Source organism: Pseudomonas sp. MWU12-2037, assembly GCF_023242345.1.
In the GTDB taxonomy this organism is placed as follows: domain Bacteria; phylum Pseudomonadota; class Gammaproteobacteria; order Pseudomonadales; family Pseudomonadaceae; genus Aquipseudomonas; species Aquipseudomonas gingeri_D.
The window spans coordinates 168216-192852 of sequence record NZ_JALLIZ010000003.1; the positions used below are offsets into that span (position 1 = coordinate 168216).

The 24637-nt window shown below is 63.3% G+C and carries 26 protein-coding genes; 10 read left to right on the forward strand and 16 right to left on the reverse strand.

What is annotated here, in order from left to right:
* Positions 1 to 15 precede the first annotated feature (15 nt).
* The 9 genes from M5B42_RS06595 (at position 16) to M5B42_RS06635 (ending at position 7476) form a co-directional block, all read left to right on the forward strand.
* Positions 16 to 1263, forward strand: a complete 1248-nt coding sequence (locus M5B42_RS06595; RefSeq protein ID WP_248745337.1) for an NAD(P)/FAD-dependent oxidoreductase — start codon at positions 16 to 18, stop codon at positions 1261 to 1263.
* Positions 1260 to 1994 carry a class I SAM-dependent methyltransferase gene (locus M5B42_RS06600; RefSeq protein ID WP_248745338.1) on the forward strand — a complete coding sequence of 245 codons (735 nt, stop codon included), beginning with the start codon at positions 1260 to 1262 and terminating at the stop codon, positions 1992 to 1994. Before M5B42_RS06595 ends, M5B42_RS06600 begins: the two co-directional genes overlap by 4 nt.
* The gene (locus M5B42_RS06605) at positions 1991 to 2473 is read left to right on the forward strand and encodes a DUF3261 domain-containing protein (RefSeq protein ID WP_248745339.1); all 483 of its coding nucleotides are present in this window, start codon (positions 1991 to 1993) and stop codon (positions 2471 to 2473) included. Before M5B42_RS06600 ends, M5B42_RS06605 begins: the two co-directional genes overlap by 4 nt.
* Complete coding sequence (locus tag M5B42_RS06610) at positions 2470 to 3666, forward strand: beta-ketoacyl-[acyl-carrier-protein] synthase family protein (protein ID WP_248745340.1); 1197 nt, start codon at positions 2470 to 2472, stop codon at positions 3664 to 3666. Before M5B42_RS06605 ends, M5B42_RS06610 begins: the two co-directional genes overlap by 4 nt.
* Positions 3663 to 4127 (forward strand): hotdog family protein, encoded by a 465-nt coding sequence (locus M5B42_RS06615; protein ID WP_152737736.1) that lies wholly within the window; start codon positions 3663 to 3665, stop codon positions 4125 to 4127. Before M5B42_RS06610 ends, M5B42_RS06615 begins: the two co-directional genes overlap by 4 nt.
* On the forward strand, positions 4120 to 4848 hold the full coding sequence (locus M5B42_RS06620; RefSeq protein WP_248745341.1) for a 3-ketoacyl-ACP reductase FabG2: 729 nt from the start codon (positions 4120 to 4122) through the stop codon (positions 4846 to 4848). The genes M5B42_RS06615 and M5B42_RS06620 overlap by 8 nt, the downstream gene beginning before the upstream one ends.
* The gene (locus M5B42_RS06625; protein WP_248745342.1) at positions 4848 to 6074 is read left to right on the forward strand and encodes a beta-ketoacyl-ACP synthase; all 1227 of its coding nucleotides are present in this window, start codon (positions 4848 to 4850) and stop codon (positions 6072 to 6074) included. The genes M5B42_RS06620 and M5B42_RS06625 overlap by 1 nt, the downstream gene beginning before the upstream one ends.
* A gap of 29 nt (positions 6075 to 6103) precedes the next feature.
* On the forward strand, positions 6104 to 6547 hold the full coding sequence (locus M5B42_RS06630; protein ID WP_103497996.1) for a hypothetical protein: 444 nt from the start codon (positions 6104 to 6106) through the stop codon (positions 6545 to 6547).
* A gap of 581 nt (positions 6548 to 7128) precedes the next feature.
* Positions 7129 to 7476: a DUF3077 domain-containing protein gene (locus M5B42_RS06635; RefSeq protein WP_247263110.1), complete on the forward strand. Its 348-nt coding sequence runs from the start codon at positions 7129 to 7131 to the stop codon at positions 7474 to 7476.
* Between the two features lie 68 nt (positions 7477 to 7544).
* On the opposite strand, the gene M5B42_RS06640 is transcribed toward M5B42_RS06635, so the two are convergent.
* A complete protein-coding gene (locus tag M5B42_RS06640; RefSeq protein ID WP_248745343.1) occupies positions 7545 to 8444 on the reverse strand; it encodes a LysR family transcriptional regulator in 900 nt (299 codons plus the stop codon).
* 118 nt (positions 8445 to 8562) lie between these two features.
* Here M5B42_RS06640 and M5B42_RS06645 point away from each other — a divergent pair, with 118 nt between their 5' ends.
* The gene (locus tag M5B42_RS06645) at positions 8563 to 9840 is read left to right on the forward strand and encodes an MFS transporter (RefSeq protein WP_248745344.1); all 1278 of its coding nucleotides are present in this window, start codon (positions 8563 to 8565) and stop codon (positions 9838 to 9840) included.
* Here M5B42_RS06645 and gspM read toward each other — a convergent pair.
* The 15 genes from gspM to M5B42_RS06720 form a co-directional block, all read right to left on the reverse strand.
* Complete coding sequence (gene gspM, locus M5B42_RS06650) at positions 9837 to 10301, reverse strand: type II secretion system protein GspM (protein WP_248745345.1); 465 nt, start codon at positions 10299 to 10301, stop codon at positions 9837 to 9839. The two genes, M5B42_RS06645 and gspM, sit on opposite strands and share 4 nt — an antisense overlap.
* Positions 10298 to 11401 (reverse strand): type II secretion system protein GspL, encoded by a 1104-nt coding sequence (gene gspL, locus M5B42_RS06655; protein WP_248745346.1) that lies wholly within the window; start codon positions 11399 to 11401, stop codon positions 10298 to 10300. Before gspL ends, gspM begins: the two co-directional genes overlap by 4 nt.
* Positions 11398 to 12258, reverse strand: coding sequence for a type II secretion system protein GspK (locus M5B42_RS06660; protein ID WP_248745347.1), 861 nt, complete (start codon positions 12256 to 12258; stop codon positions 11398 to 11400). Before M5B42_RS06660 ends, gspL begins: the two co-directional genes overlap by 4 nt.
* Positions 12255 to 12812 (reverse strand): type II secretion system minor pseudopilin GspJ, encoded by a 558-nt coding sequence (gene gspJ / locus M5B42_RS06665; protein ID WP_152737745.1) that lies wholly within the window; start codon positions 12810 to 12812, stop codon positions 12255 to 12257. The genes M5B42_RS06660 and gspJ overlap by 4 nt, the downstream gene beginning before the upstream one ends.
* Positions 12805 to 13170, reverse strand: a complete 366-nt coding sequence (gene gspI, locus M5B42_RS06670) for a type II secretion system minor pseudopilin GspI (RefSeq protein ID WP_248745348.1) — start codon at positions 13168 to 13170, stop codon at positions 12805 to 12807. The genes gspJ and gspI overlap by 8 nt, the downstream gene beginning before the upstream one ends.
* On the reverse strand, positions 13160 to 13630 hold the full coding sequence (gspH, locus tag M5B42_RS06675; RefSeq protein WP_103497988.1) for a type II secretion system minor pseudopilin GspH: 471 nt from the start codon (positions 13628 to 13630) through the stop codon (positions 13160 to 13162). The genes gspI and gspH overlap by 11 nt, the downstream gene beginning before the upstream one ends.
* A gap of 3 nt (positions 13631 to 13633) precedes the next feature.
* A complete protein-coding gene (gspG, locus tag M5B42_RS06680; protein WP_152737747.1) occupies positions 13634 to 14074 on the reverse strand; it encodes a type II secretion system major pseudopilin GspG in 441 nt (146 codons plus the stop codon).
* A 4-nt stretch (positions 14075 to 14078) separates the two neighbouring features.
* On the reverse strand, positions 14079 to 15290 hold the full coding sequence (gene gspF / locus M5B42_RS06685) for a type II secretion system inner membrane protein GspF (protein WP_152737748.1): 1212 nt from the start codon (positions 15288 to 15290) through the stop codon (positions 14079 to 14081).
* A gap of 2 nt (positions 15291 to 15292) precedes the next feature.
* A complete protein-coding gene (gspE, locus tag M5B42_RS06690; RefSeq protein WP_248745349.1) occupies positions 15293 to 16756 on the reverse strand; it encodes a type II secretion system ATPase GspE in 1464 nt (487 codons plus the stop codon).
* Entirely contained in the window at positions 16753 to 18660 is a 1908-nt protein-coding gene (gene gspD / locus M5B42_RS06695) for a type II secretion system secretin GspD (protein WP_248745350.1), read from the reverse strand. The genes gspE and gspD overlap by 4 nt, the downstream gene beginning before the upstream one ends.
* A complete protein-coding gene (locus tag M5B42_RS06700) occupies positions 18661 to 19200 on the reverse strand; it encodes a type II secretion system protein N (RefSeq protein ID WP_248745351.1) in 540 nt (179 codons plus the stop codon). It lies immediately after the preceding gene.
* Positions 19197 to 19691, reverse strand: coding sequence for a cytochrome b/b6 domain-containing protein (locus M5B42_RS06705; protein ID WP_248745352.1), 495 nt, complete (start codon positions 19689 to 19691; stop codon positions 19197 to 19199). Before M5B42_RS06705 ends, M5B42_RS06700 begins: the two co-directional genes overlap by 4 nt.
* An 86-nt stretch (positions 19692 to 19777) precedes the next feature.
* Complete coding sequence (locus M5B42_RS06710; protein WP_248745353.1) at positions 19778 to 21244, reverse strand: lytic polysaccharide monooxygenase; 1467 nt, start codon at positions 21242 to 21244, stop codon at positions 19778 to 19780.
* Positions 21245 to 21905: 661 nt separating this feature from the next.
* Positions 21906 to 22973 (reverse strand): uroporphyrinogen decarboxylase, encoded by a 1068-nt coding sequence (hemE, locus tag M5B42_RS06715; RefSeq protein WP_121136088.1) that lies wholly within the window; start codon positions 22971 to 22973, stop codon positions 21906 to 21908.
* A 236-nt stretch (positions 22974 to 23209) separates the two neighbouring features.
* Entirely contained in the window at positions 23210 to 24628 is a 1419-nt protein-coding gene (locus tag M5B42_RS06720) for an FAD-dependent oxidoreductase (protein ID WP_103495026.1), read from the reverse strand.
* Positions 24629 to 24637 lie beyond the last annotated feature (9 nt).

A 24637-nucleotide genomic window follows, 5' to 3' on the forward strand; every position in this document is an offset into this window, starting at 1 on the left:
CCGCAAGGAGCCTGTGTGCCAGCGATTGAAATGGAACATCGAGAAGTCGTGGTGATTGGCGCGGGCCCTTCCGGCGCCATCGCCGCCGCCTTGCTCAAACGCAATGGCCACGACGTGCTGATCGTCGAACGCCAGCACTTCCCGCGCTTTTCCATCGGTGAGAGCCTGCTGTCGCACTGCCTGGACTTCGTCGAAGAAGCCGGCATGCTCGACGCCGTCAACGCCGCCGGGTTCCAGTTGAAGAACGGCGCGGCCTTCGCCTGGGGCGAACACTACAGCGCCTTCGATTTCGGCCAGACCTTCAGCAACGGCAAGCCGACCACCTTCCAGGTCCAACGCGCCGACTTCGACAAACTGCTGGCGGACCAGGCCGCCCTGCAAGGCGTGGAAATCCGCTACGGCGAGGAAGTCGTCAGCGTTGATTTCGACCGGCCACAACCGCAGTTGCGGGCCCGTCGCGAAGACGGCAGCGAGTATTTGATCGAAGCACGTTTCGTCCTCGATGCCAGCGGCTACGGCCGGGTGTTGCCGCGCCTGCTCGACCTCGAAGCACCGTCGAGTTTCCCGGTACGCCAGGCGGTCTTCACCCATATCGAAGACCGTATCGAACATCCCGCTTTCGAGCGGGAAAAGATCCTGATCACCACCCACCCGCAACAGCGCGATATCTGGTTCTGGACCATTCCGTTCAGCAACGGCCGCTGCTCCCTTGGCGTGGTCGCCGCCGCCGAGCACTTTGCCGGACGCACCGAGGACCTGGATGCCTGCCTCAAGGGCTTCGTTGCAGAAACCCCGAGCCTGCAAGCCGTGCTGGAAAACGCCCTGTGGGATACCCCGGCGCGGACCATCGGCGGCTACTCGGCCAACGTGAAAACCTTGCACGGCCCGGGCTTCGCCTTGCTGGGCAATGCGGCGGAATTCCTCGACCCGGTGTTCTCCTCCGGCGTGACCATCGCCATGCGTTCGGCGAGCATGGCCGCCGGCCTGCTGCACCGCCAACTGCAAGGTGAAAGCGTCGACTGGCAGACCCAGTTCGCCGAGCCGCTCAAGCGCGGTGTCGAAACCTTCCGCTGCTACGTCGAAGGCTGGTACGCCGGGACCTTCCAGGATGTGATCTTCCATCCCGGCAGCTCGCCGGAAATCCGCGCCATGATCAGTGCGATCCTCGCCGGCTATGCCTGGGACGAGCGCAACCCTTTTGTCAGTGAACCCCGACGCCGCCTGCGGATGCTGTCGGAAATCTGTGCGAGTACCCCGACATGAGCCATCCGTACCTGAGCGACACCTACGTCGCGGAAACCCGCTTCGGCTTCTGGTTCCTGCGCAGCCATACCTGGCAGCACCACGTGCTGCGGGTGGCGATCAACGACCTGCGTGGCCTGTTCAGCGAGGCCCTGCCGGCCAACCCGGTGGTACTCGATGCCGGTTGCGGCCAGGGCAAGTCCTTCCAGTACTTGCAGCAAACCTTCGCCCCGGCGCGACTGATCGGCCTTGACGCCGATCCCCACAGCCTCAAGCTGAGCGGCGAAGAAGCACAACGCCGTGGCCTGGAAGTCGAGCTGATCGGCAGCGACTGCGCGACCCTCGATGTGCCCTCGCAAAGCGTCGATATCCTCTTCTGCCACCAGACCTTCCACCACCTGGTGCAGCAGGATCGCGCCCTGGCCGAGTTCTATCGGGTGCTCAAGCCGGGCGGCTACCTGCTGTTCGCCGAGTCCACCGAAGCCTATATCGACACCTGGGTGATTCGCTGGCTGTTCCGCCACCCCATGCATGTGCAGAAAAGCGCGGCGCAGTACCTGGACATGATCAGCGACCAGGGTTTCGAATTCACGTCCCGGAACGTCTCCTACCCGTACCTGTGGTGGAGCCGGTCCAAGGACTTCGGGCTGCTGGAGCGCCTGCGCCTGAAGAGCCCGCCGCCCGTGGGCCGGCGTGAGGAAACCCTGGTCAATGTGGTCGCCCGCAAACCCCTTGGCGAGACCGTCGAATGATCCGCGCCCTGTTGCTCGGCTGCCTCCTGCTGCTGAGCGCCTGCGCCAGCCGCGCGCCGCTGCCCGTGCACGCGCCGACGCTGGCGTTACCGCTGCAATTGCATATCGAGCGTGAACAGGCCGGGCAACGCCAGGACTGGTTGCTGGTGATCCAGCGTGAGGCGCACGGCCTGCGCTGGTCACTGATGGACCCACTGGGCATTCCCCTGGCCCGCCAGCGCCTGCAGGACGGTGAATGGCAGGCCGACGGCTTGCTGCCGCCCAATCCCCAGGCTCGCGAACTATTCGCCGCCTTGCTGTTTGCCCTGACCCCGGATGCCGAGCTCGCGGGCAACTACCCGAGCGCGCAACGCCAAAACGCGGAACGCGTCCTCGACGCCCGCTGGCGAGTCAGCTATCGCCAGCCGCTGGACTTCACCCTGAACCTGCCGGAGAGTCTGCGCTACCGAATCAGTCCGTTGAGCGAGGCTGCCCCATGACCGCCTACCTGAACGCCCTCGGCGTTATCTGCGCGCTGGGCCGCGACAAGCAGAGCGTGGCGCGCAACCTGTTTGCCGGCGACTGCTCGGGTATGCGTCCGGAAAGCGGCTGGGTGCCCGAACGCATCCTGCCGGTGGCCGCCGTGCAAGGCGAACTGGCAGCGATTCCCGCTGAACTGAGCGCCCAGGCCAGCCGCAACAATCAACTGCTGATGGAAGCCACCCTGCAAATCGCCGAGCCGATCCAGCGTGCCATCGACACCTATGGCCGCGAACGCATCGGCATCGTCCTGGGCACCAGCACCTCGGGCATCGATGAGGCCAGTCGTGGCATCGCCAGCTATCTGAAAGAGGGGCACTTCCCCGACGGCTACGACTACCAGCAACAGGAACTGAGCGCCCCGGCGGCCTTCCTCGCCGACTGGCTGCAACTGCGCGGCCCGGCCTACGTGATCTCCACCGCCTGCACCTCCAGCGCGCGGGCCCTGATGAGTGCCCGGCGCCTGCTCGACCTGGGCCTGTGCGACGCAGTGCTCTGCGGCGGCGTCGACAGCCTGTGCCAGCTGACACTCCGTGGCTTCAGCTCGCTCGAAGCCGTGTCGACGCAGCGCTGCAATCCGTTTTCGCTGAACCGCAACGGCATCAATATCGGCGAAGCGGCGGTGCTGTTCCTGATGAGCAAACGCGCCGACGACGGCCCGGCCATTGCCCTGCTCGGTGCTGGCGCCAGTTGCGACGCCCACCATATTTCCGCCCCCGACCCGACCGGCCAGGGCGCCGTGCAGGCCATGGGCAAAGCGCTGAAGCAGGCCGGCCTGCAACCGCAAGACATTGACTACCTGAACCTGCACGGCACCGCCACCCAGCACAACGACGCCATGGAAAGCCTGGCCGTGTCCACGTTGTTCCCGACAAGCCCGCCTTGCTCCTCGACCAAGCCCATGACCGGCCACACCCTGGGCGCCGCCGGCGCGCTGGAAGCGGCGTTCTGCTGGTTGAGCCTGAGTGCCGATAACCCGTCCGCCGCCCTGCCGCCGCACCTCTGGGACGGCCAGGCCGACCCGGAGCTGCCACCCCTGAACTGGGTCAAGCCGGGCGACCGCCTCAACCCCCATCCACTGCGCCGCCTGATGAGCAACTCCTTTGCCTTCGGCGGCAACAATGTCAGCCTGATTATCGGAGACGCCCCATGATCGATTGGCCGCTCGCCGAATTGCTGCCCCATGCCGGGGACATGATCCTGATCGACCAGGTCCTGGCCTGCGACGAAGAACAGATCCACACCCGCCTCACCGTGCGCCCGGACGGCCTGTTCAACCGCGAGGACGGCAGCCTGCCGGCCTGGGTCGGGATCGAACTGATGGCCCAGAGCGTCGCCGCCTATGCCGGTTGCCGCGCCCGTGGCGAAGGCAAACCGGTGGAGCTGGGTTTCCTGCTCGGCACCCGTAAATTCGACTGCAATGTGGAACACTTTCCCGCCGGCAGCGAACTGCGCATCCATGCCCTGCGCTCCCTGGAAGACGACAACGGCATGGGCGTATTCGAATGCCACCTGACCGGTCCCGACATCCATGCCACCGCGCGCCTGAACGTGTTCCGTCCACCCCAGGCCGCCGCTTATCTATCCGAATCACAGGAGTCGCGTCATGACTGAATCCATCCTGGTCACCGGCTCCAGCCGCGGTATCGGCCGTGCAATCGCCCTGCGCCTGGCCCGCGCCGGTTTTGACCTGGTGCTGCATTGCCGCAGCGGCCGCGCCGATGCCGACGCCGTGCAGGCCGAAATCGAAGCGCTGGGGCGCCAGGCCCGCGTGCTGCAATTCGATGTGTCCGACCGGGAAGCCTGTCGCACCCGCCTGGAAGCCGACGTTGAAGAACATGGCGCCTACTACGGCGTGGTACTCAACGCCGGCCTGACCCGTGACGGCGCTTTCCCGGCCCTGTCCGAAGAAGACTGGGACCTGGTCCTGCGCACCAACCTCGACGGTTTCTACAACGTGCTGCATCCGGTAATGATGCCGATGATCCGCCGTCGCGCCCCGGGGCGAATCGTCTGTATCACTTCGGTTTCCGGGCTGATCGGCAACCGTGGTCAGGTCAACTACAGCGCCTCGAAGGCCGGCCTGATCGGCGCCGCCAAGGCCCTGGCCATCGAGCTGGGCAAACGCAAGATCACCGTCAACTGCGTTGCTCCGGGCCTGATCGACACCGCCATGCTCGATGACAATGTGCCGGTGGAAGAACTGCTGAAAATGATCCCGGCGCAACGCATGGGCACCCCGGAAGAAGTCGCCGGCGCGGTGAACTTCCTGATGTCCGCGGAAGCTTCCTATATCACCCGGCAAGTGCTGGCCGTCAACGGAGGCCTGTGCTGATGAAGCGCGTCGTCGTCACCGGCATGGCCGGCATCACCTCCCTGGGCAGCGACTGGGCCAGCATCGAAGCCCACTTCCGCGCCAACCGCAGCGGTATCCGTTACATGGCCGAGTGGGAGCGTTTCACCGAACTGAACACGCGTCTGGCCGGGCCCATCGATGATTACGCGGTGCCGTCGCACTGGACCCGCAAGCAGTTGCGCAGCATGGGCCGGGTCTCGCGTTTTGCCGTCGGCGCGGCGGAAATGGCCCTGGCCGATGCCGGCCTGCTGGGCAACGAGATCATCCGTGACGGGCGCATGGGCGTGGCCTGCGGTTCGTCCACCGGCAGCACCGACGAGATCAAGGCCTTCGGCATGATGCTGATCAACTCCGTGGCCGAAGGGCTCAACGCCAACTCCTACGTGCGCATGATGCCGCACACCACGGCGGCCAATATCAGCATCTTCTTCGGCCTGACCGGGCGCCTGATCCCCACCTCCAGCGCCTGCACCAGCGGCAGCCAGGGCATCGGCTATGCCTACGAGGCGATCAAGTTCGGGCGCCTGCCGCTGATGCTCGCCGGCGGTGCCGAGGAGCTGTGCCCCACCGAAGCCATGGTGTTCGACGCGCTCTACGCCACCAGCCTGAAAAACGATGCGCCGCAGAGCAGTCCGCGTCCCTACGACAGCGGCCGTGACGGTTTGGTGATCGGTGAAGGCGGCGGCATGCTGGTGCTTGAAGAGCTGGAACATGCCCTGGCCCGTGGCGCGCATATTCATGCGGAAATCGTCGGCTTCGGCAGCAACGCCGACGGCCAGCACGCCACCCGCCCGGAGCAGAGCACCATGCGCCGGGCCATGGAACTGGCCCTGGAAGATGCCGGCCTGACGGCGGACGCCATCGGTTATGTGAACGGCCATGGCACCGCCACCGAGCAGGGCGATATCGCCGAGACCCTGGCCACCAGCAGCCTGTTCGGCAGCCGCATGCCCATCAGTTCGCAGAAGAGTTTCCTCGGCCATACCCTGGGCGCCTGCGGGGCGCTGGAATCCTGGTTCAGCATCGAGATGATGAACCGCGACAGCTACATCCCTACCCTGAACCTCGACCAGATCGACCCGCAATGCGGCGAGCTGGATTACCTGCGCGGCGAATTCCGGCAGATGAGCAACGAGTATGTGATGAACAACAACTTTGCCTTTGGCGGCGTGAACACGTCCCTGGTGTTCCGCCGCTGGCGCTGACTTTTTTGAAACCCTCTGGAGAAAACGGAATGTCTTCCCTGCTTCGTGCTGCACTTGTCACCCTGGCCCTGCTGACCATGGCCGGCTGTACCAGCAAACCCATCGTCAACCCGAGCCGCACCCTCACCCCGCAGGTCCAGGCCAGCCAGGACGAGGTGAAACAAGCGATTGTCACCGCCCTGACCAAACGGGAGTGGACCGTGCAGCGCGTCAACCCGGGCCAGGTCCAGGCCGAGATCACCGTGCGTGAGAAATTCCACGTCGAGATCGACATCAACTATAGCGCCAGCGGCTACACCATCGCCTACCGCGACAGCAGCGGCATGGGTTACCAGGACGGCAAGATCCACAGGAACTACATCCGCTGGGTGAGCTTTCTGGACCAGGACATCCTCGCCGAACTGCGGGCCCATCATGACCACCCGTCGGCACGTGCGATCGGTGTTGGCGAGGCGCAGCCGCTGTCCCAGTAACGGCGCTTAGTCCCTGCATCGCAAGAGTCTGTGGGAGCGGAGCTTGCCCGCGAAGAGGCCCTTGAGGCCGCTAAAAGCTTCACGGGCAAGCTCCGCTCCCACAATATTCGCGTCATTCAGTAGACTGGTATTCGACGCTCGATTGCTATGGTGGCTGTACACGGGTGACCTTCGGGTCAGCCGGTATGCCTGACGTTCCGGTCTTGCAGGCTCGCGTACAGCCGCCACCCTTTTGTTAGCTGAGATTTGGAAGACAATTCTCTTTCCCTTGCAGGACATTTCCTAGAAAATCCCAACCTCTTGCGGCTGCTATATCTCCCGACTAGTCTTGCCCTGTCATCGCAATGTCGATGACTGGACGTGCAAGTCCGACTGATATAGCGCTTCAGCGCCTGCCCTATCTCCTCTTCTCGCGACGTGTCTTAATTCGTCCGTAAAGTCGATCAATGGTGGCTGTGCGTGGGAGACCTTCGGGTCTGCCGAGTCCTATATCCTCGGTCTTGCACACCTGCGCACAGCTGCCACCCTTCTGCGTGCAAGCGATGGGTTGCAGTTCCAATTATTGATATAGGGACTCAACCATGAGCAAAACAACTCCCGCACCACCTGTCCAGGATCCCAACGCCTTCCCTTCTGCCGACCGGTTCAAGGATCAGGCCGCCATCCAGCGTGCTCTTGATCACTATCTGCCCAGCCCAACATCTGCATCGCCGGGCGCTATCCGGCTGCCTAACACCAAATCCGGTCGAAGCCTGGAAGAATCCCTGGTTCACGTCTCCGAGTTGCTGACCTGCGCAGCGGCCACCGCCTACGAATCCGGCGATGGTCTCAGCGGCTCCAAGCGGGCGCTGGCGTTCTCGGCCATGCATCTGGTGGAAATGGCGAAAGCCGAGCTGGATCAGTCATTGGATAATCTGCCGCTGCACTAGACGGTTACACCCTTGTGGCGAGCGGGCTTGCCCGCTCGCCACAGGACCGCGCTCGGCTTCAGACCCCCTTAAGCCTGCGGCACCGCTCGACGCGTCAGCAACTCGATAAACGCCTTGGCCATCGGTGACTTCTGGTCCTTGCGCTGGACCAGCCACACCGCCGACACCGCATCCGGGTCAAGCAACGGTCGATAGACCACGCCATCAATCCGAATCCTCTGATAAGACGCCGGCAACACCGACACCCCCAACCCCGCCGCCACCAAGCCGATAATGGTCATCGCCTCCCCCGCCTCCTGGGCAAAGTGCGGGCTGAAGCCCGCCTGCCGCGCCAAGGTCAGCAACTGCGCATACAAACCACTGCCATAACTGCGCGGGAAAAACACAAAGGGCTCCAGCGCCAGCTCGGACAAATACATCCCGTCCTCGCTGCCGCCGGCCAAGGGATGCTTGGCACTGAGTACCGCCACCAGCGGCTCATGCATCAGTTCCACAACACTCAGCGCATCCGGTAACGACAAAGGCCGCATCAAGCCCACCTCAATGGACTCATCCATCAAACCGTCGGCAACCGTCTTGCTGCTCATCTCCCGCAGGTTCAAATGCACCGCAGGGAATGCCTGGCGAAAGGCAAAGATCGCCTGGGGAATGGTCGAGTTGAACGGTGCCGACGAGGTAAACCCGATCTTCAGTTCCCCCAACTCCCCCAACTGTGCCCGCCGCGCCACATCCGCCGCTTTATCCACCTGCGCCAGCACCAACCGCGCCTCTTGCAGGAACAAACGCCCCGCCTCGCTCAACTCGACCCGACGATTGGTCCGGTCAAACAGTCGCGCGCCCAGCTCCTGTTCCAGCGCCTGGATCTGCTGGCTCAACGGCGGTTGGGAAATCCCCAGCACCTCGGCGGCGCGGCCAAAGTGCAGTTCTTCGGCCACCGCGATGAAGTAGCGCAAATGCCGCAATTCCATGAACACCTCATCAAGTCGTAAAACCTATCAAACAGGTCGAACAATATATTGGAAAGAATAGTTAGCCAGCTATATGCTTTTTCCATTGCCTGACCGGCTGCTCCCCCCGAGGTCCCCCGTGAAAACTGCTGTTGCTCCCCTCGCCCACGAGACTCCCCCTACTGCGCTGGACGATGTGGTCGCCCAACTCAACGACACCTATATCGAAAAAGGCACCCCGGCGTTTATGCGCACGGTGCTGGCGCTATTCTCCGGCGGCTTCGCGACCTTTGCCCTGTTGTACTGCGTACAGCCGATGATGCCGGTGCTGTCCAAGGAGTACGGGATCAATGCCGCCCAGAGCAGCCTGATCCTCTCGGTGGCCACCGCCCTGCTCGCCATCGGCCTGCTGATCACTGGACCGATCTCCGACAGCCTCGGGCGCAAGCCGGTGATGGTGGTGGCGTTGTTCGGCGCGGCGCTGTTCACCATCCTCGGCGCGTTGATGCCCAACTGGCAGGGCGTGCTGGTGATGCGAGCCCTGGTGGGGCTTTCCCTCAGCGGCCTGGCGGCGGTGGGCATGACCTACCTGAGCGAGGAAATTCATCCCAAGCACATCGGTCTGGCGATGGGCTTGTATATCGGCGGCAACGCCATCGGTGGGATGAGCGGGCGGCTGATCACCGGCGTGCTGATCGACTTTGTCAGCTGGCATATGGCGATGCTGGTGATCGGTGTCCTGGCGCTGATCGCGGCGACGGTGTTCTGGAAGATCCTGCCGCCGTCGCGCAACTTCCGCGCCAGCCAGTTCAATACCCGCAGCCTGATCGACGGTTTCACCGTGCACTTTCGCGATGCCGGCCTGCCGTGGCTGTTCCTCGAAGGCTTCCTGCTGATGGGCAGCTTCGTCACCCTGTTCAACTACATCGGCTACCGTCTGCTGGCCGAACCCTACGGCATGAGCCAGGCATTCGTCGGCTTGCTGTCCATCGTCTACCTGTCGGGCATCTACAGCTCCGCGAAAATCGGCGCCCTGGCCGACAAGCTGGGCCGACGCAAAGTGCTCTGGGGCATGATCCTGATGATGCTGGTGGGCATCGTCCTGACCCTTGTGACGCCGTTGCCGGTGGTGGTGTTCGGCATCCTGCTGTTCACCTTCGGCTTCTTCGGTGCCCACTCGGTGGCCAGCAGCTGGATCGGCCGTCGGGCGCTGAAAGCCAAGGGTCAGGCCTCGTCACTCTATCTGTTCTGCTACTACGTCGGCTCCAGCGTGGCCGGGACCCTGGGCGGGGTGTTCTGGCACTACGGTGGCTGGAACGGCATCGGCCTGTTTATCGGTGCGCTGCTGGTGGTGGCCTTGCTGGTGGCGTTGAAGCTGGCACGGTTGCAGGCGTTGCCGGGTAATGCAACAGCCTAATCAGCACGCCACGCAACCTGCGCCACCAACAGCTTGTCGCGCTTTTCCAGGCTCAACGACTGCAACACCGCGCCCGATTGCTCGGTCTGGTCCAGCCACTGCAGCAAGGCCAGTGCATTGCCGCTGAGGGTGACCCGCAGTGACTGGCCATCCTGGTCCAGTTGCTGCAACTCCAGCCCTGCCGCCGCCACCGTTTCACTTAACCGGTTCGACAGGGACCGCGATGGGTTCGAGCGCTGAGCCGTCGGCTGGGCACGCTGTACTTCAGCGGCCAATAACAGACGTTGCTGGTACAGGCGCTCGCCCCTTTCCAGACGCTGTTGCGCCGGTTGCCAGCCTCCACTGAACAAACTCACCACCGTCAGAAAAATCCCCAAACCCATCAGCATCCGTCGATCCCGAAGGGCGAGGCCCTGCCACCTTTGCGTCAGCGCCGCCGGTACCGCCAATGACCTGATCATCCGTTCTTCTCCTCCAACATCAGCACCGCCTGCACTCGCTCACGGTCCTTGCTGGCGCTGCCCAGCCTGATAGGTAAACCGCTGCCCTGGCCGCGCTCGCGCAAGCGCTCAAGATCGGTGAAGCTGCCGGCCGTCAGCAACAACGTCCAGCCCGAGCCGGCCCGGTATTCGATACGCTGAACCTCAACGCTGCTGCCTCCGATCACCTGTTCGATCAGTTGCACCAGACGGCCCATCTGGCTGCCGGGCTGATCGGTCTGACCCTGCAAGGCCTTGAGCTGGGCCGCCAGATCGACAATCCGGGTTTGCTCGGGATACAAACGCTGGAAGCGCTGCACACTCTGCTCGTACAACTGCCCCGCAGCGCTTTCCAGATAATGGGCACGGGCCAGGGTAAAACCCCAGGACACAGCGAACAGCGCCAACGCCGACAGCACCAGCGTGCCCAATGGCCAACGCGCCCGCACCTGACGAAACTCACCTTGCAGCAAGTCCAGCCCGCGCGAATGACCGGCCACCAGCAACGCCGCGATATCGGCCTGCCGATCAGCGCCCATCCAGCACAACCCATCCGGCAATCGTGGTCTCAGTACCTCCAGATCCTCAGGCGACAGTGCAAGTCGGGCCTCGATAGCCCCACCCACCAACCAGCGTCCAGCCCACCAGACGCCATAGGCCTGATCATCCGGCAGCAAGTCGGCATCCACCTTGACGCTTTCCACTTGCAGCCCCGAATCCCGCAACAACGCCAGGATCGCCTTGAAGCGCTCCTTGTTGATCGCCAGCAGCGGGTAGCGTGAATCCTTGTCCGCCGCACCGACCGCAAGGTGCAATCCATCCAGCTCCTCGGCCAAGCGCTCCTCGACGGCGTAGGCCAACGCCTGAACCGTGGGCTTGCGTCGACCGGGCCAGGGCTCGCTGCGCAAGCCGCTACAGATTTCCATGGGCAGGATCACCCGCACCGACTGCCCCGACAGAAACGTCGCCGCCTCCGCCAGGGTGACCACGCGGTACTCGCCGCCCGCCTGCCAATAGCCAACCGGCCAGCCGGCGTCACAGCCAGCCAGGCCTTCGGCCGTGAGATAAAGCCAATTGCTCATAACGGGGTTTCACCTTGAGTCGGGGCCAGGAAGCGGCGTTGCAGGACACGCAGGCGAAGGCTGTCGCGAGGCCGCTCCAGATCGCTGACCAGCCGCAGTCGCGCCGCGCCCGCGCCGACCTCGACCGTGACCCGGAACCAGCGGCTGTCGACACCCAGGCCATGGCTGGCAATACCCAACCCATCCAGCCCCGGCGCACGGGTAAATTCATGGGCATCGGCATAACCTTGCGCCGGGCGCTGGGCGACAGCGTCCCGGGCACTGGCCGCCGTCATGCCTTCCAGCGTCGCCAGCAGCGTGGCCGAGGCGGTATTGATGTTCAGCCTGGCCTCGGGCGGCAGCAACGCGACGAAGGGTTGCAGGCGCTGCAAAAGATCCTGGTCGACACCGGGCAACAGGCGCAGCTGGCTGGTGTCGCTGACCTCGGTACCCCGTAGCGACGCCAGGTCGAATGCCGGGATCTCCAGCGCCGCCAGCAACCGGGCCCAGCGCTCCAGGCTGATTTCATCGGCCTTGCCGGGCAGGAGCAGGCGGGTCAGGTTGAACCGCCCGGCCAGGTCTTCGATCTCGATCCGCACCTCGACACCCGGCAGCTCGGACGGCAGCGATGGGCTCGCCCAGGGCTGGGCCAGATGGATGGTCTTCTCCTCAAGCCGATCAGGCTCCTGCAACAACTCCCGCGCCCAACTCTCCGCGGCAATCGCCCACTGACGCAGTTGCACCTGATGAATATGCTGCGCGCTGCTCTGCAGGGCCCGCGTATGACTGCGCAACAGGCCGCCGACCACGAACAGGGCCAGGGTCATGATCAGCAGCACACTGATCAGCGCCACGCCACGCTGGCCGGTGCGGTTCATGAGCCCTCCGGCAACAGGATGACGCGACGGATCTGTTCGAAGCGACCCACGGACAGGGTGATTTCCAACGCTCGCGGATGCACCGGGGAACGGCCCGGCGTCGACGCCCCCTCAGCGCGCCAACCGGCCTTGTCCACATACAGCCGCCACTGCAAGGCACGCACCTCCTTGAGCACCGGCAGCTTGTGGGTCTCGGGCAGATCAAGGCTGCGGCGATAACGCCACAAGGTGCCTTCCTCCAGGCGATAGGCAATCTCCTGGCGCTCGCTGCGGGGCTCATCCAGCGGGTTGCGCGCATTGCCGCGCTGCAGGTTCAACTGCCCCCCGCCCAGTGTCACGGCCACGCCTTCTTTGGGGATAGTCGCCTGCATGACATCGCGCTCCAGCACCGCCATCGCCCGCTGCAGGCTGCGCAAGCCCTGCTCGTGCTCATTGACCCGGGCCTGGGTCAGCAGCACGCCTTCGTACAGGCGATAACTGGCCAGGCCGATCAGGCTGAAAATCGCCAGGGCAATCACCAGTTCGACCAGGGTAAAGCCGACCTGTCTATTCATTCCGGGCCCGCAGCCAGGTATTGGCGTGGTGCAACGGCGGCCCGCCATTGCCCAGCCGCACGATAATCTCGACCTTGAGCAAACGCGGGTCCGAGGTCGGCGTGACAATCTGCTCCAGGCGCCATTCGCGCTGGTCGAAGCGCAGGCTTTGCTGCTGTCGTCCCTTGGCCGGGGGCGCCTGCAGGCGCAGTTCATTCAACTGATTGTCCGCCAGCCAGGTGGCGAACAAACGCTCCTGCAAGGTGCCGCTCTGCTGCACCACGAACTGGCTGGCGGACAGCACGCTGGCCGCCAGCACGGCAAAGATCGCCAGGGCGATCATCACCTCCAGCAAGGTAAATCCCGATTCAGCTTTCATCGATGGCCGGATCACCGAGGCCGTCACCGGACACACTCAACCAGCGCCGCTGCGCGGACTCGTAATGCAGGGTGAAGGCACTCATTTCGTCGCTGCTCAGCACCAGCAATTGCGGCTGGTTCACCCGGTCGCCCAGTTTCAGCGGACGACCCTCCAGCTCCAGGCGAAAATACAGGCCGTCGGGCAAGCGATAGGCCGCCCCCGCCGGGCGCCAGTCGGGCCGTTCGAAGACCATCACCTGATAACCCTCGGCACCGATCCGCAAGCCATATTCCTGACTGTTGACCACCGCGTACTCACGCAACTGTTGCAGCAGGTGCACCAGGGCACCGGCCTCCTGGCGGGCCTGACGCACCGGGCTGGGGTTCATGCTCACGGCGATCATGCCGGCCAGCACGCCGATCACCACCATGGACACCAGCAACTCCAGCAGGGTGAAACCACGGGAACGTGTGGGCATGGATCAATCACTCCAGTTGCCGATATCGGCGGCAAACTCTTCGCCGCCGGACACGCCGTCGGAGCCAAAGGAATACAGGTCATAACCCTTGGTCCGGGTGCCCGGACTCAGGTATTGGTAGGGCGTGCCCCAGGGATCCACCGGCAGGCTTTTCAAGTAGCCCTGGGGGTTCCAGTTCCGCGGTTCGGGCACGCCCAGCGGCCGCTTGACCAGCGCCTCGAGGCCCTGCTGGGTCGAGGGGTACTGGAAATTGTCGAGGCGGTACATTTCCAGCGCGGTGCCGATGGCCTTGATATCGGCCCGGGCCGCAGTGACCTTGGCCTGGTCCGGACGGCTCATGAACTGCGGCAGCACCATCGCGCCGAGCACACCGATAATCACCACCACGACCATGATTTCGATCAGGGTGAAACCACCTTGTCGCTGTGTTCCAGAGGTTTTCATAAGATCAGTTCACCAGTTGGTTGAGGCTAAGAATCGGCAACAGAATCGCCATGACGATCAACAGCACGATGACGCCCATCAGCACCAGCATCGCCGGCTCGAACAGGCTCACCACCAGGGCGATCCGCGCCGCGAGGGTTTTCTCCTGCTGTTCGGCGGCGCGGGCGAGCATGCGGTCGAGCTCGCCCGCGCGCTCGCCGCTGGCGATCATGTGCAGCATCAGCGGCGGGATATCGCCGCTGCGCTCCAGGCCACGGGTCAGGGTGCCGCCCTCGCGCACCGAGCGCGCGACCTCGCCCATGCGCGCGCGAATCGGCAGGTTGCCGATCACCGCCGCGGCGATTTCCAGGGCGTCCACCAGGGGCACGGCGCTCTTGCCGAGCAGCGCCAGGGTGCTGGCGAAACGGGACGCTTCCATCGCCTTGAGGACTCCGCCGATCAGCGGCGCCCGCAACAACCAGGCATGCCAGCGCCAGCGCACGGCGGGACGCGCCAGCGCCCAGCGCACCAGCAAGGCCAACGCCACCAGCCCGACCAGCAGCAGCCAGCCGTAACGCTGCAGGCCGCTGCTCAGGGCAATCAGGCCCTGGGTCAGCAGGGGCAGGGCCTGGCCATTGTTGATAAAAACCTTCACCACATCCGGCACCACATAGCCGAGCAATCCAGCGACGATGGCCAGCGATGCAAACAGCAGGATCATCGGATAGACCAGCGCCATCTGGATCTTCTGCCGGGCCTGCTGGCGGGCCTCGGTGTACTCGGCCAGTTGTTCGAGCACCGGGCCCAGGTGTCCGGAGCGTTCGCCGGCGGCGATGCTCGCGCGGAACATGTCCGGGAACGCCTTGGGAAAGCCGGCAAGCGCCGAGGCCAGGTCATAACCCTCCATGACCCGGCTACGCAGCGCCGCCAGCAGGTTGCTGACCCGACGCTTTTCGCTCTGCGCCGCCACCGCCCGCAACGCCTCTTCCAGGGGCAGGCCGGCCTGGATCAGGGTCGAGAGTTGCAACGTCAGCAAGGCCAGTTCACTGGCCTTCAAGCCAGCCGAGCGCTGGGCGCCGTTGCCCGCACCCGTCTGGCCGCGCGCGCTTTTCAGCTGCGTGGGCAACAGGCCGCGCTCACGCAGCAACTGGCGGGCATGGCGCGGGCTGTCGGCCTCCTGCTGACCGCGACAGCGCCGACCGTTGGCATCCTGGGCCTGGTAATCGAACGTCGGCATACTCAGTCCTCCTGGGTCACGCGCAGCAGTTCATCGAGGCTGGTGCTGCCTTCGAGGACCAGCCGCTGGCCATCCTGGAACAGGCTGCGCGAGGCCGTCCGGGCTTCACGGACCAGCTCGGGCTCACTGGCGCCGTTATGGATAAGTACCGCCAGGGCCGGGGTGATGCCGATCAGTTCGTAAAGCCCGATACGACCGCGATAGCCTTGCTGGCAGTGCTCGCAGCCCGTGGCCCGGAACAGCCTCGGCGGATGGTTCGAGTCGACACCCAGGCACCGGCAGGCGGCCGCGTCCGCCACATAGGCGCTCCGGCACTCGCGGCACAGGGTACGGACCAGGCGCTGGGCCAGCACCCCGACCAGGGACGAGGCCAGCAGATAGGCATCCACGCCCATGTCCAGCAACCGCGTGACCGCGCCCACCGCGCTGTTGGTGTGCAGGGTCGACAGCACCAGGTGCCCGGTCAGCGAAGCCTGCACGGCGATCTCGGCGGTTTCGCGGTCGCGTATCTCACCGACCATGACCACGTCAGGGTCCTGGCGCAGGATCGCCCGCAAGCCCCGGGCAAAGGTCATCTCGACCTTGGGATTGACCGGCGTCTGGCCGATGCCCGGCAGGTGATACTCGATGGGGTCTTCGACGGTGAGGATATTGCGGGTCTGGTCGTTGAGGCTGCTCAGCGCCGCGTAGAGGCTGGTGGTCTTGCCCGAGCCGGTAGGGCCGGTGACCAGAAAGATGCCGTGGGGTTTGCCGAGAATATGCCGGAAGCGCTCCAGGGTCTGCGGCGGCATGCCCAGGCGTTGCAGGTCGAGACGTCCGGCCTGTTTGTCCAGCAGGCGCAGGACCACCCGTTCACCATGGGCCGAGGGCAAGGTGGAAACCCGCACATCGACTTCGTGCCCGGCCAGCCGCAGGGCAATCCGACCGTCCTGGGGCACGCGCTTCTCGGCGATGTCCAGCCGGGCCATGACCTTGATCCGCGACACCAGCAGGTTGGCCAGCTCGCGCCTTGGCTTGAGCACTTCACGCAGTTGCCCGTCGATGCGCATGCGCACCGACAGGCTGTGCTCGAAGGTCTCCAGGTGTACATCCGAGGCTTTCTCGCGCACCGCTTCGCCGAGCAGCGCGTTGATCAGGCGGATGATCGGCGCGTCGCCTTCCTGCTCCAGCAGGTCGGCGGTCTGCGGCAGTTGCTCGGCCAGGCTCATCAGGTCGAGTTCATCGTCCAGGCCCTGGGCCACCTGCTGCGCGGCGCTATGGCCATCGCTGTAGCTGGCGGCGAGGCGAGCGGCGAACACCGGCTCCTCGAGCACCCGCAACGGCAGTTCGCCAGCGATCAGCCGGCGAGCCTCGGACACCGCGGCCAACGGCGTGTCGGCGCGGATCGCCAGGCATGCCACCTCACCCTGCTGTTCCAGCAAGATCCCGTAGCGACGGGCAAAGCCGAACGGCAGGCGTGGTGTCATGGCGCCCCAACCTTCTGCCGTCGCAGGTCGATCGCCGGCTCCGCGTCATCGCCGTCGAACAGTTGCCGGGCCTCACGCGGCAGCAACAGCGAGTTGCTCTTCCCGGCGGCGGGCTGACTAAGCTGGCGCAAGCTGTTGTAGCGCTGCTCGCTGACTTCGGAGATATCCTCTTTGGAGCGGACGATGGTCGGCCGCAGGAATACCATCAGGTTGGTTTTTTCATGCTTTTCGCTGTTCCAGCGAAACAACGCCCCCAGGTAGGGGATATCCCGCAGCAGCGGCACACCGCTTTCCTGGACACGGACGCTGTCCTTGATCAGCCCGCCGATCACGATGATCTCGCCGTCATCGGCGAGGATGGTGCTTTTCAGGGTGCGCTTGTTGGTGATCAGGTCACCGGGAACCACCGTATTCGGGGCGAGTTCCGAGTTTTCCTGTTCGACCTGCAGACGCAGGGTCGACCCTTCGTTGATATGCGGGCGGACCTTCAGCTTGATCCCGATATCATGGCGCGTGACCGTGTTGAAGGGCCGCTCGGTATCCGTACCGGTCTGGTAGGAACCGCTCTGGAACGGCACGTTCTGACCCACCAGGATCTCCGCCTCCTGGTTGTCCAGGGTCAGCAGGCTGGGGGTGGACAGCACGTTGTTGTGGGTGTTGCTCGCCAGGGCGGACACCAGCATGCCGAAACGGTCATTACCGACGCGCAACACCGCACCGTCGGGCAACGTGGCATCGTTGCCACTGAGTTTCGGCAAGGTAATGCCGGCTCCGGCAAAGGTGACTCCACCCTGGGCACTACCGGCCTTGCCGCCCCACTGCACACCCAGGGCATCGTGGATATCCCCGGATATCTCGACAATCGCCGCATGGATCAACACCTGCGAGCGCGGCTGGTCGAGTTGCCGGACAATGTTTTCCAGGGTGCGGATCTGGCTCGGCTCGGCGATCAGCACCAGGGCGTTCTGGCTTTCATCGGCCTTGACCAGGGCCTTGGCGGCAGCCGCGTCCCGGCTGGCGGCAGCGCCGGCTTCCTGAGCAAGTCCCTGGCCCATGGCCTCGAGCACCTCGGCCAGTTGCTTGGCATCGCTGTGACGCAGACGGATCACCCGTGCATTGTCGGTAACGGCCGCCGACGGGGTATCGAGGGAGCGGGCCAGGTCAGCCAGGCGCTTGCGTACGTCCTGGGTGCCGATGATCACCAAACGGTTGTTGCGCGAATCGGCGATGACCTGGCTCCCCGATTCGGCGCCTTGCCGCCCCAGGGATTGCTCCATCATCCGCGCCAGCTCATTCGCCAGCCCGTGACGCAACTGGATGACCTCATGGGCATTCTTCTGCCCCAGGTCCAACTGCCGGACGATCTTCGCGATACGGCGGACGTTGGCCGCGCTATCGGTGATGACCAGGGCATTGGCCGACGCCGACGGGCCGACATAACCGTTGACCGAAACCAGCGGCCGCACCAGCCCGGCGATATCCGCCGCGACGCTGCTGCCCAGCGCCACCACCTCGGTGACGAACTGGCCGCCCTGGGCGCTGGCACTGTCGGCGCTGCTGGCGCGGGTGCGGGCATCGGCCACGGGGGCGATAAGAATGCGGTCGCCTTCGTCGATCACCGTGAAGTTATGCGCGTCGAGCACCGAATAGAACAGCCGGCGCACCCCTTCGCGGTCCAGGGCCAGCTCGGAGAGAACGGTAATCCGTCCCTGCACCCGGGGGTCAAGGACCACCGTGGTGCCGAGAATCGAGGACATTTCCCGCACCACGTCGCGCAACTCGGCATCGTTCATCGCCAGTTGCCATTGCGGCTCATCGGCCAGTGCGCCCGACGCCAGCAGCAGGCTGACGATCAGGCTCAAGAGCTTCAGGCAGCACCGGCCGGACTCGAAAAATCTGTTCATTTACTCACTCTGACGCGGCGTGGCCGTCGGTCGCAGATAAAGGGAAGAAGTCGGGGCGACGGCGTCAGGAACGGGCCCCTTGAGCACCTGCAAGGTGGTACGGCCCGGCGGATCCAGGGTTAAAAGCTCCTCGCGACCATTGCGCCAGAGCACCACCCGGCCGCTCTCGATCCGGCGCAGGACACTGCCGCCCGGCAGGCTTTCACCCACCCGGTAGATCCGCTGGCCCTCGGCCCCCGCCAGCAGCGCACGGGAGTCGCCCGTGCTGGAGACAAAGCTGGCCCGCAACTTCAAGGGCTCGGCACTGCGGGCCAAGGCCCCCTGGGCGGCCAGCCCCATCACCGTGGCAACGGCGGCATGATTGAGCGGCGCACGTTCGGCAGGCGCGGCTCGGTTGTTGGCCTGCTCGGTGGGTAACGTCGGCAATGTCTGACGGAAGACCCGCTCGCCCCACAACGACAGCGCGGCATAACCCAGCGGCAACGCACATAACGCCAGGCTCAGGACACCCATTCGGTCCTTGAGGGTTCGCGCACTCACCACAGCATCCGCCTGAGTATTCGATGACCGGAAACTTCATGGCGGATAACCGCGCCAATATGCAAAACCACCAGGACCGCCAGAACAACGCAGGAAATATCGTGGATTTTTTTGAAAACAGCGATGAGCCCGACACTTTCAACCGGTGCGGGTATCAAGAAAAGATCAAATAGATTGATGGCCCGGTCCATCATCATGACTCCGGTTGCCAATACGATGGCGGTCACCAGATAAATAACTTTATGAACCCAAAAAGCCGTCCACTGCGCAAGTGTTCGGTCAGTCTGTTCTCTCGAAAAAAAAGAAAGAAAAACCCTGATAATAAAAAACGGAATAAACAGCGCCGTGAGAGACACATTAAAAGAACCTACGACCGCTTTAAGCGCCGGCGAAGCACTCAAAAAGGCCATATAAAAGCCACTGATCAGCGCCCATAAAATAACGACGGCTGACAACCAGTGAAGAAAAATTTGCGTTCTAGAGTAAAACAATTTCGCTCACCCAAAACCCGGTAACAATATCGCCCATAAACCGAATACGCCGGGCTGCCCAGCAGCCCGGCGCTGAACGCCAGGGGTTATTTAGCGATCCAGGCATCCGTCCAGCTTGATCCGACACCGGGTACATAGTGATGGCTGTCGATCTTGCACCAGTCACCTACGGGGAGCGGCTTGCATTCGTAGACGTTACCGTCCCTGGACAAGACCTTGGTCCCGGGCTGATAACTTGCAATACCTTGCGGATATTTGAAGTCGTAATCCTGGCTGCCACCCTCACCGCCGAGCTCCACGGATGCCAGATCCTGACGAGTGGTACGGCCATCGACGGTCACGCCGATCAACTTGAGCTGGTGGATACCCGGCTCGCTATGCACGTCCATGTTCAGCCAGGTGCTGCCGGCCTCCACGAGTTGTGTCAGGGTGCCCACTGGAACTGGATTGTTGGCGGCATCGAAGAGCTCGGCCTTGATATCCATTTTACGGTTGGTTAGCACCGGGAAAGGCATCGCCAAGCGTCCTTCCTTGAGCTCAAAATTGGTGCCGATAGCGGAAATCCGCATGCTCGCATCAGCGTCTTCCTGCATCAGCACATCGACCTCATAACGATTCACACCGCTTTCAGCCTTGGCGAACAGCTGGTTAACACCCTTGATCGGTTCGATGGCACCGTCTTCGCCACGGACACCGGCACGGACCAGCGTCTGGCTCCGGTTGATTTGCTCGGCCAGCTTGAACGACCAATTCTCCGGCTTGCCGTCCTCGCTGTCGGCGATGGTGATTTCAGTGCTGTACTCGGCACTTTCGCCCTCACCGGTCATGGCGCGGGCCTTGACCTTGTCGCCGGCCAACAGGGCCTGGGTCGGCGTGATGTTACCGACGGTTTTCCAACCATCCGGCGCCTGTTCCTCGGCCACGATATTCACGTCGACCACGTTGTGGAACGCGCCGCCGGTGTCGGCCACGGTCCACATGCCGAGGATCACGTGATACCCGCTCTTGTCGGCAGGAATCTCGCACGGGTGCTTCTCGCGAGCTGGCCCGTCACTGCCCTGAGGCTGATCGGTGGGCAACCGCCCGCCCGCATCCACGGAGCAGAACGGAGTCAGGTCGAACGAAGCGCGTGTCAGGGCCTGGTTGGCGTTCCAACCGTTCCTGGTGATGAAGTACTCATACTTGGTCGCCGGGTGAGTGGCCCTGTAGTACCAGTCAAAGTTGATCGTACGGTCCGTGATTTCGGTCTTGTACCAGCGGCTCGCCGACTGGATATCCAAGGGCGAGAACAACGCGATCCCACCACTGGCGATCTTGCCGTCAGCCACCCCGCCATTGGGGAAACCCTTGGTGGTTTCACCGACGCTTTGCGGCTCGTACTGCGCTTGACCGCAGTCATTGTTCAAGCCCTTCTGGCAGGCAAACGCCCGGGACGGCGGATCATTCAGATAACCGTGCGCGGCGACATGCTGTGAGGCGACCAGGGTCGCGATCACCGCCAGGGAAGAGACACACCCCGACGCCTTGCCAAGTGCCGACATCTTTCTTTTCATGCGATTCAACTCCAGACTTATCCTGTTTATCGGGTTGCCGGACATCCCTCCAAGACGAACGACTCCCTTCCTACTTCCATCGGTGTTCAATCAATCCGAGCCGCCGTCCTGACTGCAAAGATCAACCGCGAAAGTTCCACGCCCCACCGGCGTCACTTCTTGGGTCTCTTACAAAAACCATTCTTACAAAGACATCCTCGTCCGCCGGACAAACGCCAGCGCCGTATAAACGATTACATTCAAAAATATTGACTATCAGAAACCTGGAGTCTTGAGTGCCGCTCCACACATTGAATGTCGGAGTACGCATTGTACGAACTTATATTTTTTTATATGTAGGAAAGGTCCCATGAAGACGCGCGACAGCTCTGCACTTCACTTATTCACACGAGCGCCTCGATTTTGCCTAAGATTCTGTAACTAGACGCGACAAACCTTGAAGACATAGAACAAATGTCTCCGTATTAACGTTCAGAAAAAGAATACTCCGACATCTCATGGAAGAAGACGGTATGGCATTTTGACGATCCGACCAGATGTCCGGATGGCGATCCGAATATATGACGCCGAATGAACCGGTAGCATCAGGAAAAGCAAAAACGCGAAGGACTAAACGCAAAAACCCCGCCGAGGCGGGGTCATTGAGAAAACGCGGGGAGGATCAGCGATGGTATTGCGCGGAGAACTCGTGCACCGCGTTGATAAACGCACCGGCATGTTCCGGGTCGACTTCCGGCGTGATGCCGTGGCCGAGGTTGAACACATGGCCGGAACCTTCACCGTAGCTGGCGAGAATACGCGCCACTTCGGTACGGATGGCCTCGGGCTTGGCGTAGAGCACGGTCGGGTCCATGTTGCCCTGCAGGGCGACCTGGTGACCGACGCGACGACGGGCCTCGCCCAAATCGCAGGTCCAGTCCAGGCCCAGGGCATCGGCCCCGGCCTCGGCGATGCTTTCCAGCCACAGGCCGCCGTTCTTGGTGAACAGGATCACCGGCACCTTGCGCCCTTCGTGCTCGCGGATCAGGCCGCTGACGATCTTGCGCATATAGGCCAGGGAGAACTCCTGGTAGGCCGCTGCCGAGAGGTTGCCGCCCCAGGTGTCGAAAATCTGCACGGCCTGGGCCCCGGCGAGGATCTGGCCGTTGAGGTAGGAAGTGACCGACTGCGCCAGCTTGTCCAGCAGCAGGTGCATGGCCTGGGGGTTGTCGTAGAGCATGGCCTTGGTCTTGCGGAAGTCTTTCGACGAACCGCCTTCGACCATGTAGGTGGCCAGGGTCCAGGGGCTGCCGGAGAAACCGATCAGCGGCACGCGGCCATTGAGTTCGCGGCGAATGGTGCTGACCGCGTCCATGACATAACCCAGGTCCTTCTGCGGATCGGGGATCGGCAGGGCCTCGATATCGGCCAGGGTGCTGACGACTTTTCTGAAGCGCGGGCCTTCACCGGTTTCGAAGTACAGGCCCTGGCCCATGGCGTCGGGAATGGTCAGGATGTCGGAGAAGAGGATCGCGGCGTCCAGGCCCGGATAACGGTCCAGGGGCTGCATCGTGACTTCGCAGGCGAACGACGGGTTCATGCACAGGCTCATGAAGTCGCCGGCCTTGGCGCGGCTGGCGCGGTATTCCGGCAGGTAGCGACCGGCCTGGCGCATCATCCACACAGGGGTGACGTCCACGGGTTGCTTGAGCAGGGCACGCAGGAAACGGTCGTTCTTCAGGGCAGTCATGTCGGCATCCGGAGAAAAAGTGCGGGCATTTTCTCAGAGCGCGACGCAAAAGGCACGGCAAGAGCCGTGCCTTTTGTCTATCGGGTCAATTTGTCGCGGGCATCAGGCGATGCGCCCCCCTGTAGGAGCGAGCTTGCTCGCAATGGTGGCTCAGGCGCCGCGGGGCATCAGGTGCCCCGCGTCATCGTTGACGTCCATCGCGAGCAAGCTCGCTCCTACAGAGGGTCAGGTACAGATCAGAGACCGAGGTAGTCGAGGATCCCTTCGGCGGCATTGCGCCCTTCGAAGATCGCCGTCACCACCAGGTCGGAACCGCGCACCATATCGCCACCGGCAAAAATCTTCGGATTGCTGGTCTGGTGCTTGAACTGGGCCTGCTCCGGAGCCACCACGCGGCCCTGGCTGTCGGTCTCGATGCTGAACTGCTCGAACCATGGCGCCGGGCTCGGACGGAAACCGAAGGCGATGACCACGGCGTCGGCCGGGATGATCTCCTCGGAGCCCGGGATCGGCTCTGGGCTGCGACGGCCACGGGCGTCCGGTTCGCCGAGACGGGTCTCGACCACCTTCACGCCTTCGACCTTGTCTTCACCGACAATCGCAATCGGCTGGCGGTTGTAGAGGAACTTCACGCCTTCTTCCTTGGCGTTCTTCACCTCTTTGCGCGAACCGGGCATGTTCGCCTCGTCACGACGATAGGCACAGGTCACCGACTTGGCGCCCTGGCGGATCGAGGTGCGGTTGCAGTCCATCGCCGTATCGCCACCACCCAGTACCACGACCTTCTTGCCCTTCATGTCGACGAAATCTTCCGGCGACTTTTCAAAGCCCAGGTTGCGGTTGACGTTGGCGATGAGGAAATCGAGGGCGTCGTAGACGCCCGGCAGATCCTCACCGGCAAAGCCGCCCTTCATGTAGGTGTAGGTGCCCATGCCCATGAACACGGCATCGTATTCGGCGAGCAGTTGCTCCATGGTCACATCCTTGCCCACCTCGGTATTGAGGCGGAACTCGATGCCCATGCCGCTGAAGACTTCGCGACGATTGCTGAGCACGGTCTTTTCCAGCTTGAACTCGGGGATGCCGAAGGTCAGCAGACCGCCGATTTCCGGGTTCTTGTCGAACACCACTGGGGTCACCCCGCCGCGCACCAGCACATCGGCACAGCCCAGGCCCGCAGGCCCGGCACCGATGATTGCGACGCGCTTGCCGGTCGGCTTGACCTTGGACATGTCCGGACGCCAGCCCATGGCGAACGCGGTGTCGGTGATGTACTTCTCCACCGAACCGATGGTCACCGCGCCAAAACCGTCGTTGAGGGTGCAGGCACCCTCGCACAGACGATCCTGCGGGCACACCCGGCCGCAGACTTCCGGCAGGGTGTTGGTCTGGTGGGACAGCTCGGCGGCGGCGAGGATATTGCCCTCGGCCACCAGCTTCAGCCAGTTGGGAATGAAGTTGTGCACCGGGCACTTCCATTCGCAATACGGGTTACCGCAACCCAGGCAGCGGTGGGCCTGGTCGGCCGACTGCTGGGGTTTGAAGGGTTCGTAGATCTCCACGAACTCTTTCTTGCGCTGACGCAACAGTTTCTTCTTCGGATCCTTGCGCCCGACATCGATGAACTGGAAGTCGTTACTCAGACGTTCAGCCATTACAAAAAC